Origin of the sequence: Pseudomonas sp. Kh14, assembly GCF_900291005.1 — a bacterium.
GTDB lineage: Bacteria > Pseudomonadota > Gammaproteobacteria > Pseudomonadales > Pseudomonadaceae > Aquipseudomonas > Aquipseudomonas alloputida.
Genome location: NZ_OLKJ01000038.1, coordinates 620116 through 634408 on the forward strand (window position 1 = coordinate 620116; position 14293 = coordinate 634408).

The following is a 14293-nucleotide window of genomic DNA, read 5'->3' on the forward strand; positions in this document are numbered from 1 at the left end:
CGAATACGGTGGTCGATGCACCATCGCACTCGCGGGTAAACCCGCTCCTACAAGGGGCCATACAGGCCTTCAGGAGTGTTTCTGCGGCTCGCGGATCTTGTACCAGGCCACGTACAGCGCCGGCAGGAACAGCAGCGTCAGCAAGGTCGCCACGATGATCCCGCCAATCATGGCGTAGGCCATGGGGCCCCAGAACACCTCGCGTGCAATCGGGATCATGCCCAGGCTCGCCGCCGCCGCAGTCAGCAGGATCGGCCGGCGCCGGTGGTTGGTAGCCTCCACCACCGCATCCCACGGCGACAAGCCCTGGGCTTCGAACTCGTCTATCTGGGTCACCAGAATCACCGAGTTACGAATGATGATGCCCGCCAGCGCGAGGATGCCGAGGATCGCCACGAAGCCCATCGGCGTACCCGTAGGCACCAGCGCCAGCACCACGCCGATCAGCCCCAGCGGCGCCACGCTGACCACCAGAAACAGCTTCTGCACGCTGTGCAGCTGGATCATCAGGAAGGTCGCCATCAGGAACAGCATCAGCGGGATAACCTTGCGGATCGGCCCTTGTGCCTTGGCACTCTCCTCCACCGTACCGCCGGTAGCCACTTCGAAGCCTACCGGCAACTTGCTGGCGAATTCGTCGATATTCGGCTTCAGCTGGGCCACCAGGTCCGTGGGCTGGATCTCGCCATTGACCGAGGCCTTGATGGTGATGGTCGGCTTGCGGTCGCGGCGCCACACCAGCGGCTGTTCCAGTTCGTAGCGCACGGTGGCGAACGACAGCAGTGGGATCGACGTGCCGTTAGGGGTAAGAATTTGCAGGTTCTGCAGGGTATCAGGTGAGCCACGCTCGCTGTCTTCGGCGCGCGCGACCACATCGACCAGATAGATGTTGTCGTTGACCTGGGTGATCTGCACGCCACTGACGATGCTGTTCATCACATTGGCAACATCTTCGGACGACAGCCCCAGCTGGCGTGCCTTGTCCTGGGCAATTTCCACGCGCAGCACCTTACCCGGCTCGTTCCAGTCGTAGATCATCTCGCCGATGTTCTCGTTCTGGTCGAGCAAGGTGGCCAGCTCGATGGCGTGTTTGCGTACCTCGTCGATGTTGGCACCGCTGACCCGATACTGAATCGGCCGGCCCACAGGCGGGCCCATCTCCAGCGATTGCACGTTGGTGCCGACGCCGACGAACTCTTCGTGCAGGATCTTCTGCAGGCGGTCCATCATGGCCTGACGCTCTTCGAAGCCCTTGCTGACAATCACCAACTGCGCGTAGTAAGGGTTCTGCAACTGCTGATCGAGAGGCAGGTAGAAGCGGATCGCGCCCTGGCCGATGTAGGTACTCCAGTGCACCAGGTCCGGATCGTCCTTGATCCGTGCCTCGAAGCGGTCGACCACCTTGCGCGTCTCCTCGATCGAGGCGTTCTGCGGCAGGTTGAGGTCGACGAGAATTTCCGGGCGGTCCGAGGACGGGAAAAACTGGTTCTGCACAAAACGCATGCAGAAGATCGACAGGGCAAACAGCACCACGGTGCCGATGATGGTCAACCAGCGGTTGCGCATGCACCACAGCAACCCGCCTTCAAATGCCCGCCCGACCCGGCCAGGCTCAGCCTCGTGAGCCTTGAGCTTGTCGCCTTTGAGAATATGCACGCCAAGCACCGGCGCGAAGAACACAGCCACCACCCACGACACGATCAGGGCCACGGCAATCACCGCGAACAGGGTGAAGGTGTATTCACCCGCAGAGCTGGCGTTGAGGCCGATAGGCACGAACCCGGCCACGGTCACCAAGGTGCCGGTAAGCATGGGGAAGGCTGTGGAGGTGTAGGCGAACGTCGCCGCCTGCTCCTTGCTTTCACCCATTTCCAGCCGCGTGACCATCACCTCCACGGTAATCATCGCATCGTCCACCAGCAGGCCAAGTGCAATGATCAGCGCACCCAGCGAAATCCGCTGCATGGTGATGCCGCTGTACTCCATGAACACGAACACCATGGCCAGCACCAGCGGGATCGAGCAGGCCACCACCAGTCCGGCGCGCACGCCAAGACTGACGAAACTCACGGCCAGCACGATCACCACCGCCTCGAACAACGCGCTGGTGAAACCGCCGACCGCCTCCTTGACCACCACCGCCTGGTCGGAAACGGTGTGTACTCCGACACCTACCGGTAAGTCCTGGACCACCTGGTCCATGCGCTTTTTCAACGCCGCACCGAACACCTGGATATTGCCGCCGGCCTTCATGCCGATGGCGAGGCCAATGGCTGTCTGGCCGTTGTAACGGAACATTGGCGAAGGCGGGTCGACGTAGCCGCGCTCGATGTCGGCGATATCGGCCAGGCGGAAGAAGCGGTCGTTGATCCTCAAGTTGACGGTTTGCAGGTCTTTTTCCGAGGCAAACTGCCCGGACGTACGCACCGAGATGCGCTCCGGGCCGGCCTCGATCATGCCGGCCGGCGTCACCGCGTTCTGCGCTTGAAGTGCCTGCATCACCTGGCGCTGGTCAATGCCCAGGGCAGCCAGCTTGCGGGTGGAGAAGTTCAGGTACAGCACTTCGTCCTGGGTGCCGACCAGCTCGATCTTGCCGATGTTGGGTACATCGCGGACCTCGGCCCGTGCCTGTTCCACGTAGTCCCGCAGTTGGCGCAGCGTCAGGCCGTCGGCGGTAAAGGCATAGATCGAGCCGAATACATCACCGAATTCGTCGTTGAAGCCCGGCCCCTGGATACCGGCGGGAAATTCGCCACGAATGTCCTGGATCTTCTTGCGCACCTGGTACCAGATATCCGGGATGTCCTTGGCCTTGGTGGTGTCGCGCAGGTACACGTAGACCGTGGATTCACCGGGGCGGGTATAGCTTTTGGTGTAGTCGAGGGAGTCGAGTTCTTCGAGCTTCTTCTCGATGCGGTCGGTAACCTGGTACAGGGTTTCGTCCTGGGTCGCACCGGGCCAGCGGGTTTGGATGACCATGGTCTTGATGGTGAACGACGGGTCTTCCTCGCGGCCCAGGTTGAAGTAGGAAAAAATCCCCATCAACAGGCTAACGAACATCAGGTACCAGACGAACGATTGATGCTTGAGTGCCCAGTCGGACAGGTTGAAGCTTCCTTTCATTGCGCATCCTCGTCGAAGGTGACCTTCTGGCCAGGCTTGAGGCTGTTGACGCCGGCGGTGACCACGCGCTCACCGGGCTGCACACCAGAGCTCAGCACGATGCTGTCAGCGGTGCGGTCGATCAGCGCCACGTCACGGGTGGCCACGGTCTTGTTCTGCGTATCGATCACCCACACCTGGGTCTTGCCGTCGCGCTCGAGCAAGGCACTCAAGGGCAGTTCGCTGCGCGGGGACACTGCCGAGCTAAGGGTCACACTGATTGCGGTGCCGAGATGGAAGGCCGCCGGTGTGCTGGCCAGGGTCAGGCGAGCGCGGCGGGTACGGGTGGTGGCATCGGCCTGGGGCTCCAGCTCGCGCAGGCTGGCCGTGGTGTTGATGGTCGGGTCCAGTTGCGAGGCAACGGTGAAGGTCAGGCCTTTGCTCAACTGCTCGGCCAGGCCGATCGGCAGGTCGATTACCGCTTCCTTCACGTCCGGCCGGGCCAGGGTCACCACGGCTTGCCCGGCGGTAACGGTTTGCCCGGCTTCGGCCTGCCACGCGGTAATCACGGCAGCGTGGTCGGTACGCAGGGTGCTGTAGTCGAGCTGGTCACGGGCCTGGCTGACGGCAGAGCGCGCCTGCTCCAGTGCCGCGCTGGTGGTTTTCAGGTTGGTCTGGGCGATATCCAGCTGTGCCTGAGCGCCTACCCCACGGTCATACAACTGCTGCTGGCGACGGGCATCGGCCTGGGCGTTGATCCACTGTGCCTGCACCTTGGCCAGATCGCCTTCGGCGGCGCGCAGCTGGTTCTGCTGGTCGGTCGGGTCCAGGGTGGCCAAGGTGTCGCCCGGTTTGACCTGGGCGCCCACGTCCAGCCAGCGCCGGGCAATGCGCCCGGAAACCCGAAAGCCCAAGGTGCTCTCGAAGCGCGCCTGGATACTGCCGGCGAAGCGGCCCAGCTGCGACTGCACCTGAGGTTCGACCTTGACCGACAGCACTGGCCGGATCGGCTCTGGTGCCTCTTCCTCGCTACTGCAACCGACCAGCAGCACACCGGCCGACAGCATCAGCAGCAGACGCTTCATAGCTCACCCCCTGGGGCCTTGGCGTCGACCTTCTGCACCTGCATGCCGGGGTGCAGCAACTGGCCACCGTTGACCACCACGGTCTCGCCGCCTTTCAGGCCGCTGGCGACCACGATCTTGCCGGTGAGGTAACGGCGGATTTCGACTTTGCGCAGTTCCACCTTGTCGCCCTCGCCCACCACCCATACAGCAGGCTCATGCAAGGCCTTGGTCAGCGCCGACCATGGCAGCTCGACACTGGGCCGGCCCTGGGCGTTGGTGGTGGCAGTAACCGGTGCCCCCAATTGCATCCCGGGCGGCACGTCCTTGAGCCCCACCTTGACCTGCACGGTGCCGCTTTGCGCCGACACGGTGGGGGTGATTTCACGTACGAAGCCATGGGCCTGGACCTTGGGATCGTCCAGCAGGCTCACGACTACCCCGGCATCGCTGGGCGGTGCCACCAGCAGCGACTCGTAGACGTTGAACACGGCATCGCGGTCGCCATCGACGGCCAGGCTGAAGATCGGCATGGTCGCCTGAACCACCTGGCCAACCTCGGCCTGGCGCTCGGTGACTACCCCGGCGGCCTCGGAGACCAGTGCGGTGTAGCTGAGTTGCTCGCTGGCATTGGCCAGTTGCGCCTGGGCGGCCTTGAGTGCGCTCTGGTTGCTGCGCAGCGCGGCTTCGGCAGCATCGTATTCGCTCTGGCTGGTGTAGCCCTTGGGCAGCAGTTTTTGCTGGCGCACGAAGGCCGCGCTGGTCTGGGTGACCCGCGCCTGCGCGGCAAATACCTCGGCCTTGGCCGAGTCGACATTGTTCTGCAGGTCTTTCGGGTCGAGCCGGGCGAGCACCTGGTTGGCCTTGACGTGATCACCCACGTCGACGCTACGCGAAATGATCTTGCCGCCGACGCGGAATGACAAATCGGTCTGCACCCGCGCCTGCACGTCACCGGTCAAAGTGACCCTGGCAGCGAAATCGGTGGGTTGTACCTGCTGCACACCCACCCGAGGCAGTGTCTCGGGGACCTCTTCCTTGCTACAGCCGGTGAGCATGTACAACAGCCCCAGGCAGACGACCGACAGCGGACGCATCAACGCCATGCTGGCTCCTTGCTTGTGCACAAATGATTTGTGGGATGCGACTGTGAGCGTAGTTCAGGGTTCGATAAACATCACTGGCGGGGATCATCCCGACATTTTCACAGCCGGTGCGAACCTCGCACAAATGAATCGTGGGATGCGAGGGAAAGCGTAGATCAGTGTTCATTGAACGTCATTGACCTGCATGCTTTTAGCTGCATCCAAGCAGCAGGAAAAGCGCAGCTAACTCACAAAAGCACTCGCTGAGACCTGATATTTCTAATAGTTGCCAAACGGCCAGAAAAGTAGATAGTCAACCTGGAAAGGAGGACCTAAAAATGGCGAAGCTAAGCAACACCAATCGAAACCATACATTTACCCCCTACGGGCACTCAAAGACGCCCTGTAACCCTACCAACTCTTTACAGTTTCACGGCGAACTTCTACACAGCACAGTGGGCTTATACTTTCTTGGTCTTGGCGCCCGAACATACAACCCCAGAATTTTTCGTTTCCACTCCAGCGATAGCTTGAGTCCTTTTTCGCTTGGCGGTATAAACTCATATACCTATTGCTTTAATGACCCCATAAACCTATCCGACCCAACAGGCCGCTCACCCCTACTACCCCGCTCCAAGACAATAACAATCGATACAAACTGGACATTGAAATCCAGGCCTGATTATGTACAAAAACAGTTTCGCTGGGGAAACTCGAGCGCTAAAATTTTCAATTCAGATGAGAGCCCTGCTACGCTATCAGCTACGCCAGCATCCAAACAACAACTCCATGAATCTTCAGATAGCATACCACCCTCACGACGAGCTCCCGAATTCATTAACGTAGCCCCTCAAGCAATCGCTAGGCTTCCTGACAGCACTCGCATTTATTTAAAAAGTTATATTCGCACTGCAAATCAGCACAATGACTTCAAAGCTCAGAACGTTCGGCACCTTCCTCCAGATTCGCCAATAGTGAAGGATTTCATTCAAAATTTCGGTGAAGCCAGGCGCCTACGCACTGCCTTGAAAGAAATCGTCCATTCCACTCTCGATGAATTTGAACATGAATTGCTGTCTGCCGTTCTTCGCGTCAGGCTGTGAAGCGTACTCAAAGATAGCCCTGCGGCTAAAGGAAAGTAGTATCTCGTCGCCAGTACTCGCAACGCAGCGACGTGAGTTCATGAAAGTCGTACACCTTCAGGGCCTCTTCGCGGGCACGCCCGCTCCCACAGAGAGAGCGCACTATTTGAGACTTGCGCGGTACCTGTGTGAGCGGGCGAGTCCACGAAGAGGCCTCCACAGCCATGTATCAGTATCTGCCATATCCAGAAACCATCAGTCATCTGCCATCCCCGCTCCAACCGCTACCTTTCACAGGGAGGTTCACATTCAAGGAAGATCAAAATGCCGTTAGCCGAATCCCACCGACTGCGCCGTGGGCGCTTCTCCGAGCCCGGCAGGCTCTACATGCTGACCACCATCACGCATCAACGCAAACCACTGTTCCGCGACTTCCACCATGCCCGTCTGGTGGTCAAACACCTTCGGCTCTCAGATGACATTCAGGACTGCCAATCGTTGGCCTGGGTAGTGATGCCGGACCATCTGCATTGGCTAATTGAGCTGAAAGAAGTGACATTGGGAACGTTGATGCGCAAGTTCAAATCACGCACAGCGATTGCCTTGCGCAAGGCCGGTGTCGGGCACAAGCCGATATGGCAATCGGGTTACCAGGACCATGCGCTGCGGCGGGAAGAGTGTGTGGTTCATGTAGCCCGGTACATTGTTGCCAATCCCTTGAGGGCCGGATTGGTCAGAAGTATCAGGGACTATCCACATTGGGATGCGGTATGGCTTTGAATCGGTGCAGGAGCCTTCGCGGGCATGCCCGCTCCCACAGGGCTCACCACAACCCTGAAAGCTATGACACCCCTACCCCACACGGCTCACCACAACCCTGAAAGCTCTGATACCCCTACCCCACAGAGCTCAGCACAACCCTGAAGATCGTGATGCACCTACCCCACAGGGCTCAGCACAACCCTGAAGGCTGTGAGGTCCCTGTGGGAGCGGGCGTGCCCGCGAAAGGGCCCGGTCAGGCCGACGCAGCCACCTGCGACGGGCGCTTGACCTGCGGCTGCGAAGCGTTGGCTGCAGCACCCTCTTCGATCGCCTGCTGAATCGCCTTGCGACGACGCTCTTCGGCCTGGCGGCTGAAGTACCAGACGAAGAAGGTCACCAGCGATACCGACAGCAAGATCAGGCTGGCCACGGCGTTGATCTCAGGCTTCACGCCCAGACGAACCGCCGAGAACACTTCCATCGGCAAGGTGGTCGAGCCAGGCCCGGAGACGAAGCTGGCCAATACCAGGTCGTCCAGCGACAGGGCGAACGACATCATGCCGCCCGCCGCCAGCGATGGCGCGATCATCGGGATGGTGATCAGGAAGAACACCTTCCACGGCTTGGCACCCAGGTCCATCGCCGCTTCCTCGATCGACAGGTCCAGCTCACGCAGGCGTGCCGACACCACCACCGCCACATACGCCGCACAGAACGTTGTATGGGCGATCCAGATGGTGACGATACCCCGCTCCTGCGGCCAGCCGATCATCTGCGCCATGGCCACGAACAGCAGCAACAGCGACAGACCGGTGATCACTTCGGGCATCACCAGCGGCGCTGTGACCAGGCCACCAAACAGCGTGCGGCCCTTGAAGCGGGTGACGCGGGTCAGCACGAAGGCCGCCAGGGTACCCAGCGCCACCGCTGCCACCGCCGTGTAGCAAGCGATTTCCAGCGAGCGCATCACCGACCCCATCAGCTGGGAGTTGTCGAGCAGGCCGACGTACCATTTGATCGACCAGCCGCCCCACACCGTCACCAGCTTGGAGGCGTTGAACGAGTAGATCACCAGGATCAGCATCGGCAGGTAGATGAACAGCAAGCCGAGCACCAGCATCAGCTTGGAGAAACTGAAGCGTTTCATGCGCGGCCCTCCATCTCTTTGGCCTGGCTACGGTTGAACAGCAGGATCGGCACGATCAGGATCGCCAGCATCACCACCGCCAGGGCGGATGCCACCGGCCAGTCACGGTTGTTGAAGAACTCCTGCCACAGCACTTTACCGATCATCAGGGTTTCCGGGCCGCCGAGCAGTTCCGGGATCACGAACTCGCCCACCACGGGGATGAACACCAGCATGCAGCCGGCGATGATGCCGTTTTTCGACAACGGTACCGTGATCTTCCAGAAGCTGTTGAAGGTGCTCGAACCCAGGTCGGAGGCAGCTTCGAGCAGGCTCGGATCATGCTTCACCAGGTTGGCGAACAGCGGCAGGATCATGAACGGCAGGTACGAATAGACCACGCCGATATACACCGCCAGGTTGGTGTTGAGGATCTGCAACGGCTGGTCGATCAACCCGGTCCACAGGAGGAAACCGTTGAGCAGGCCGTTGTTGCTGAGGATACCCATCCAGGCATAGACGCGGATCAGGATCGCGGTCCAGGTTGGCATCATGATCAGCAACAGCAGGACCGTCTGGGTCTCCTTCTTGGCGTTGGCAATGGCGTAGGCCATCGGGAAGCCGATCAGCAGGCACAGCAGGGTGCTGAAGAACGCCATCTTCAACGAACCCAGGTAGGCCGAGAGGTACAGCTCATCCTCGGTCAACAGCCCGTAGTTGGCCAGGTTGAGGACCAGCTGGATCTTGTCTTCGACGTAGGTGTAGATCTCGGTATACGGCGGGATTGCCACGTCAGCTTCGGCAAAACTGATCTTCAGGACGATGAAGAACGGCAGCATGAAGAACAGGAACAGCCAGATGAACGGCACGCCGATCACCAGGTGCCGCCCCTCCGGGACCAGACGCTGGAAGGCTCGCTTGAGCTTGCGCAGTTTCATGACCGCAGTACCACGCCGCTGTCGTCTTCCCACCATACGTACACTTCATCGCCCCAGGTAGGACGGGTACCTTGGCGCTCGGCGTTGGCGACGAACGACTGGACGACCTTGCCGCTCGGCAGCTCCACATAGAACACCGAGTGGCCGCCCAGGTAGGCGATGTCGTGGATCTTGCCGCGCGACCAGTTGTGCTCGCAGGTTGGCTGCTGGGTGGTGACCAGCATCTTTTCCGGGCGCAGGGCGTAGGTGATGTGCTTGTCTTCCACCGAGGTGGTGATGCCGTGGCCCACGTAGATCTTGCGCTCCAGCTCCGGGCTGGCAATGATCGCGTAGCCTTCGGCGTCGTCGACCACGTCACCTTCGAACAGGTTGACGTTACCGATGAACTCGCACACCAGGCGGCTGGTAGGTGTCTCGTAGATGTCCACTGGCGAGCCGATCTGGGCGATCCAGCCCAGGTGCATGATGGCGATGCGCTGGGCCATGGTCATGGCCTCTTCCTGGTCGTGGGTCACCATCACGCAGGTTACACCCACGCGCTCGATGATCTCGACCAGCTCCAACTGCATCTGCGAACGCAGTTTCTTGTCCAGTGCACCCATCGGCTCGTCGAGCAGCAGCAGTTTGGGGCGCTTGGCCAGCGAGCGGGCCAACGCCACACGCTGACGCTGGCCGCCCGACAACTGGTGCGGCTTGCGCTTGGCGTACTGGGTCATGTGCACCAGCTTGAGCATCTCGGCCACGCGGGCATCGATCTCTGCCTTGGGCATCTTGTCCTGCTGCAGGCCGAAGGCGATGTTCTGCGCCACGGTCATGTGCGGGAACAGTGCGTAGGACTGGAACATCATGTTGATCGGCCGCTCGTAGGGCGGCATGTCGGTGATGTCGACGCCATCAAGGAAGATCCGCCCTTCGGACGGGCGCTCGAAGCCGGCCAGCATGCGCAGCAAGGTGGACTTGCCAGAACCGGAGCCGCCCAGCAGGGCGAAGATCTCGCCCTTGCGGATTTCCAGGGACACATCGTCCACGGCTACCGTTTCGTCGAACTTTTTCGTGACCCGGTCGATCTTGACCAGCACCTGCTTGGGTTGCTGGCCACCCTCGAGGGCTTTTTTATAGGCACCGGAGGCAACTGCCATGAGTGAAACTCCCAACAAGATTTTTGTGCCCGCGTGGCCTGTTCTACTGTGCCGTCGCGGGTCTGGATTTTTACTTGCCCGACTTGACCTTGGTCCAGCTGCGGGTCATCAGCCGTTGCACCTTGGGTGGCAACTCTGAGTTCACGAACATCTTGTCCAGCACTTCCTGCGGTGGGTAAACCGCGGCGTCAGTCCTTACGGCCTGGTCCATCAGGGCGCCAGCCTTGGGGTTCGGGTTGGCGTAACCGACGTAATCACTGACCTGGGCGATAACCTCAGGTTTCAGCAAATAGTTGATGAAGGCATGCGCCTCTTTGACGTTCTTGGCGTCCTTGGGGATCGCCAGCACGTCGAACCAGAGGTTGCCGCCTTCCTTGGGAATGGCGTAGGCCAGGTTCACACCCTTCTTCGCTTCTTCAGCGCGGGCCTTGGCCTGGAACACATCACCCGAGAAACCTGCCGCGACGCAGATGTCGCCATTGGCCAGGTCGGTGATGTACTTGGACGAGTGGAAGTAGGTCACGTACGGGCGCACCGCCAGCAGCTTCTGCTCGGCCTTGGCGTAATCCTTGGGGTCGGTGCTGTTGGGGTTGAGGCCCATGTAGTTGAGCACCGCTGGCAGCATTTCGTCCGCCGAGTCGAGGAAAGCCACACCGCACTTGGAGAGCTTCTTCATGTTTTCGGGTTCGAACAGCACGGCCCAGGAGTCGATGGTGTCCACGCCCAGCGCGGCCTTGACCTTGTCGACGTTGTAACCGATGCCGTTGGTACCCCACAGGTAAGGCACCGCGTACTGGTTGCCCGGGTCGTTCTTTTCCAGGCGCTTCATCAACGCCGGGTCGAGGTTGGAATAGTTGGGCAGCAGGTTCTTGTCGAGCTTCTGGAAGGCGCCCGCCTTGATCTGCTTGCCGAGGAAATGGTTGGACGGCACCACCACGTCATAGCCGGTGTTGCCGGCCAGTAGCTTGCCTTCCAGGGTTTCGTTGGAGTCGAACACGTCTTGCACAGGCTTGATGCCCGTAGCTTTCTCGAAATCCGCGAGTGTGGTCGGGCCGATGTAGTCGGACCAGTTATAGAAGTGCACCGTCGGCGCCGCTTGGACGCTGCATGCCAGCGTCAGGCCCGCGCCGGCCATCAAGGCCTTGCGGAATACAGAAATAGACAAGTGGGGGTCCTCACAATCAGTGCCTGGGTAGCGACAATGCTGCCGCACACGCAAAACCGGCGCGCAACTTAACTTCGCAGCTTCGATGCCGCAATCATCAATTACCTTTCAATGGCTCTGGGCCGAAAAACGCGGCCCAGAGCTGTCGCATCGGGCTTACTTGCCCGACTTGATCTTCGTCCAGCTGCGGGTGATCACTCGCTGCACAGAAGCGTCAGGCGCAGCGATCGCGTACAGCTGCTTCTTCACTTCGGCAGGCGGGTAGATGCTTGGGTCGCTGGTGATGTCTTTGTCCACGAACGGGGTGGCAGCAGCGTTACCGTTCGGGAAGCGCACGGCGTTGGTGATTTCAGCCATGATTTCCGGCTGCATCAGGAAGTTCATGAACTGGTAGGCAGCGTCTTTATGTTCGGCATCTTTCGGGATGGCGACCATGTCGTAGAAAGTACCGGCACCTTCCTTCGGAATGACGTAGTCCACTTTGACCTTGTCGCCCGCTTCATGGGCACGGGCCTTGGACTGCTCCAGGTCACCCGAGTAACCGACGGCTACACAGATGTTGCCGTTGGCCATGTCGCCAATGTACTTGGACGAGTGGAAGTAGGTGATCGAAGGACGGATCTTGAGGAACAGGTCCTCGGCGGCCTTCAGGTCTTCTTTCTTGGTGCTGTCGGTCGGCTTGCCGAGGTAGTGCAGCGCAGCCGGGAGCATTTCGGTCGGGGCGTCGAGGAAGCTCACGCCGCAGCTCTTGAGCTTGGCGATGTTCTCAGGCTTGAACACCACGTCCCACGAATCGATCTTGTCCACGCCCAGCGCAGCCTTGACCTTCTCCGGGTTGTAGCCAATGCCGATCGAGCCCCACATATAAGGGAAGGCATGCTTGTTGTCCTTGTCGCTGGCATCGCCAACGGCCTTGAGCAGGTCGGGGTCGAGGTTCTTCCAGTTTGGCAGCTTGGAACGGTCCAGCTCTTCGTACACGCCCGCCTTGATCTGCTTGGCCAGGAAATTGTTCGAAGGCACGACGATGTCATAGCCCGACTTGCCTGCCAGCAGCTTGGCTTCCAGGGTTTCGTTGCTGTCGAAGACGTCGTACTTGACCTTGATCCCCGTCTGCTTTTCGAACTTGGCGATGGTGTCCGGAGCGATGTAGTCCGACCAGTTATAGACGTTCAACACTTTGTCTTCAGCCTGAACAGCGGAGGCCATGGCACCCATCAGGGCGGCGGCCAGCAACGTCTTGCCCATTTTATTCATGCGTAATGCTCCAGAATTTTTATTTAGCAACTGTCCAGCAGCCAGAACCCACGGTGCAGAGCGCGCGGCGACTGAAACAGTCGCTAGTCTGGCAAGTTACAAGGCCCTGTATCAAGGAAAGCAGGGCCATGTAACGACTTAATGTCACAACGCTAGCCTAGCAAACGCTTATCGAATCGCCTCAAGGGTCAGGTCCAGGCACTTGCGCGCCTTTTCCACCAGTTCGTCGATCTCCGCATGGCTGATTACCAGCGGCGGCGCGATGATCATGGTGTCACCCACCGCACGCATGATCAGGCCGTTCTCGAAGCAGAAGGTGCGACAGATCATGCCAACGCCCTTGCCCTCGTAACGGCTGCGGGTGGCCTTGTCCTTGACCAGCTCGATCGCACCCAGCATGCCCAGGCCGCGCACTTCACCCACCAGTGGATGGTCTTGCAGCTCGCGCAAACGCTTTTGCAAATACGGTGCCGCTTCCGTGCGCGCCTTCTCGACAATTTTCTCGTCACGCAGAATGCGCAGGTTTTCCAGGCCCACCGCGGCCGCCACCGGGTGGCCGGAGTAGGTGAAACCGTGGTTGAAGTCGCCGCCTTCGCTGATCACCTTGGCCACGGTGTCACGCACGATCACACCGCCCATGGGGATGTAACCGGAGGTCAGGCCTTTCGCGATGGTCATCAGGTCGGGCTTGAGGTCGTAGTAATCAGAGCCAAACCACTCGCCGGTACGGCCGAAGCCGCAGATCACCTCGTCGGCGACGAACAGAATGTCGTACCTGGCGAGGATCTCCTTCACCTTCGGCCAGTAGGTTTCCGGCGGGATGATCACACCGCCAGCGCCCTGGATCGGCTCGGCGATGAAGGCAGCGACGTTGTCCTCGCCGACTTCAAGGATCTTCTTCTCCAACTGCTCGGCGGCCCAGACACCGAATTCGTCAGGGGTCATGTCGCCACCCTCGCCGAACCAGTACGGCTGAGGGATGTGGACGATGCCCGGGATCGGCAGGCCACCCTGCTCGTGCATGCCGCTCATGCCGCCCAGGCATGCACCGGCGAAGGTGGAGCCGTGGTAACCGTTGATGCGGCCGATGATGGTCTGCTTGTGCGGTTTTCCCTTCAGCGCCCAGTAGTGACGCACCATGCGCAGTACAGTGTCGTTGCCTTCGGAGCCGGAGCCGGTGAAGAACACATGGGTCATACCTTTCGGCGCCACGTCGGTGATCGCCTTGGCCAGCTCGAGCGCAGGCGGGTGAGCGGTCTGGAAGAACAGGTTGTAGTACGGCAGCTCACGCATCTGTTTCTCTGCCGCCTGCACCAGCTCCTCACGGCCGTAGCCGACCGCCACGCACCACAGACCGGCCATGCCGTCGAGGATCTTGTGCCCCTCGCTATCCCACAAATGCACACCCTGGGCCTTGGTGATGATGCGCGGCCCCTTCTCCTTCAGCTGCTTGTAGTCACTGAAAGGTGCGAGGTGATGCTCCCCGCTCAGGGTTTGCCATTCACGGGTTTGCGGGTTGTTGACGCTCATGTGCTTCTCCGTTATTGGACCGCCGCGCTTCTGCGGCACCAGGGTT

11 protein-coding genes are annotated in these 14293 nt (G+C 60.2%); 2 read left to right on the plus strand and 9 right to left on the minus strand.

Features of this window, described 5'->3' with window-relative positions; all coding sequences use genetic code 11:
- Window positions 1-69 precede the first annotated feature (69 nt).
- From FQ668_RS25250 to FQ668_RS25260, 3 genes are read right to left on the minus strand one after another with little or no spacing between them, the layout of a single operon-like run.
- Window positions 70-3123: an efflux RND transporter permease subunit gene (locus FQ668_RS25250; RefSeq protein WP_019437286.1), complete on the minus strand. Its 3054-nt coding sequence runs from the start codon at window positions 3121-3123 to the stop codon at window positions 70-72.
- Window positions 3120-4187, minus strand: coding sequence for an efflux RND transporter periplasmic adaptor subunit (locus FQ668_RS25255; protein ID WP_019437287.1), 1068 nt, complete (start codon window positions 4185-4187; stop codon window positions 3120-3122). The genes FQ668_RS25250 and FQ668_RS25255 overlap by 4 nt, the downstream gene beginning before the upstream one ends.
- Window positions 4184-5272 (minus strand): efflux RND transporter periplasmic adaptor subunit, encoded by a 1089-nt coding sequence (locus FQ668_RS25260; RefSeq protein ID WP_019437288.1) that lies wholly within the window; start codon window positions 5270-5272, stop codon window positions 4184-4186. Before FQ668_RS25260 ends, FQ668_RS25255 begins: the two co-directional genes overlap by 4 nt.
- A 317-nt stretch (window positions 5273-5589) precedes the next feature.
- On the opposite strand from FQ668_RS25260, the gene FQ668_RS25265 reads away from it, so the two are divergent.
- The gene (locus tag FQ668_RS25265; RefSeq protein ID WP_080590213.1) at window positions 5590-6354 is read left to right on the plus strand and encodes an RHS repeat-associated core domain-containing protein; all 765 of its coding nucleotides are present in this window, start codon (window positions 5590-5592) and stop codon (window positions 6352-6354) included.
- A 303-nt stretch (window positions 6355-6657) separates the two neighbouring features.
- Entirely contained in the window at window positions 6658-7113 is a 456-nt protein-coding gene (locus FQ668_RS25270) for a transposase (RefSeq protein ID WP_019437290.1), read from the plus strand.
- A 235-nt stretch (window positions 7114-7348) separates the two neighbouring features.
- On the opposite strand, the gene FQ668_RS25275 is transcribed toward FQ668_RS25270, so the two are convergent.
- The 6 genes from FQ668_RS25275 to FQ668_RS25300 all read right to left on the minus strand — a co-directional run bounded on the left by FQ668_RS25275 (window position 7349) and on the right by FQ668_RS25300 (window position 14247).
- Window positions 7349-8242, minus strand: a complete 894-nt coding sequence (locus FQ668_RS25275) for an ABC transporter permease subunit (RefSeq protein WP_014592779.1) — start codon at window positions 8240-8242, stop codon at window positions 7349-7351.
- Window positions 8239-9159: an ABC transporter permease subunit gene (locus FQ668_RS25280; RefSeq protein ID WP_003253736.1), complete on the minus strand. Its 921-nt coding sequence runs from the start codon at window positions 9157-9159 to the stop codon at window positions 8239-8241. The genes FQ668_RS25275 and FQ668_RS25280 overlap by 4 nt, the downstream gene beginning before the upstream one ends.
- On the minus strand, window positions 9156-10298 hold the full coding sequence (potA, locus tag FQ668_RS25285) for a polyamine ABC transporter ATP-binding protein (protein WP_010955706.1): 1143 nt from the start codon (window positions 10296-10298) through the stop codon (window positions 9156-9158). The genes FQ668_RS25280 and potA overlap by 4 nt, the downstream gene beginning before the upstream one ends.
- Window positions 10299-10368: 70 nt before the next feature.
- Window positions 10369-11463, minus strand: a complete 1095-nt coding sequence (locus FQ668_RS25290) for a polyamine ABC transporter substrate-binding protein (RefSeq protein ID WP_010955707.1) — start codon at window positions 11461-11463, stop codon at window positions 10369-10371.
- A 156-nt stretch (window positions 11464-11619) separates the two neighbouring features.
- On the minus strand, window positions 11620-12717 hold the full coding sequence (locus FQ668_RS25295) for a polyamine ABC transporter substrate-binding protein (RefSeq protein WP_014592782.1): 1098 nt from the start codon (window positions 12715-12717) through the stop codon (window positions 11620-11622).
- 168 nt (window positions 12718-12885) lie between these two features.
- Complete coding sequence (locus FQ668_RS25300; RefSeq protein ID WP_019437291.1) at window positions 12886-14247, minus strand: aspartate aminotransferase family protein; 1362 nt, start codon at window positions 14245-14247, stop codon at window positions 12886-12888.
- Between the last annotated feature and the right edge of the window lie 46 nt (window positions 14248-14293).

What these genes read in the sequence shown, in the direction of transcription:
- FQ668_RS25250 (WP_019437286.1), bottom strand. Translation starts at nt 3,123, where the DNA reads ATGAAAGGAAGCTTCAACCTGTCCGACTGGGCACTCAAGCATCAATCG.
- FQ668_RS25255 (WP_019437287.1), bottom strand. Translation starts at nt 4,187, where the DNA reads ATGAAGCGTCTGCTGCTGATGCTGTCGGCCGGTGTGCTGCTGGTCGGT.
- FQ668_RS25260 (WP_019437288.1), bottom strand. Translation starts at nt 5,272, where the DNA reads ATGGCGTTGATGCGTCCGCTGTCGGTCGTCTGCCTGGGGCTGTTGTAC.
- FQ668_RS25265 (WP_080590213.1), top strand. Translation starts at nt 5,590, where the DNA reads ATGGCGAAGCTAAGCAACACCAATCGAAACCATACATTTACCCCCTAC.
- FQ668_RS25270 (WP_019437290.1), top strand. Translation starts at nt 6,658, where the DNA reads ATGCCGTTAGCCGAATCCCACCGACTGCGCCGTGGGCGCTTCTCCGAG.
- FQ668_RS25275 (WP_014592779.1), bottom strand. Translation starts at nt 8,242, where the DNA reads ATGAAACGCTTCAGTTTCTCCAAGCTGATGCTGGTGCTCGGCTTGCTG.
- FQ668_RS25280 (WP_003253736.1), bottom strand. Translation starts at nt 9,159, where the DNA reads ATGAAACTGCGCAAGCTCAAGCGAGCCTTCCAGCGTCTGGTCCCGGAG.
- potA (WP_010955706.1), bottom strand. Translation starts at nt 10,298, where the DNA reads ATGGCAGTTGCCTCCGGTGCCTATAAAAAAGCCCTCGAGGGTGGCCAG.
- FQ668_RS25295 (WP_014592782.1), bottom strand. Translation starts at nt 12,717, where the DNA reads ATGAATAAAATGGGCAAGACGTTGCTGGCCGCCGCCCTGATGGGTGCC.
- FQ668_RS25300 (WP_019437291.1), bottom strand. Translation starts at nt 14,247, where the DNA reads ATGAGCGTCAACAACCCGCAAACCCGTGAATGGCAAACCCTGAGCGGG.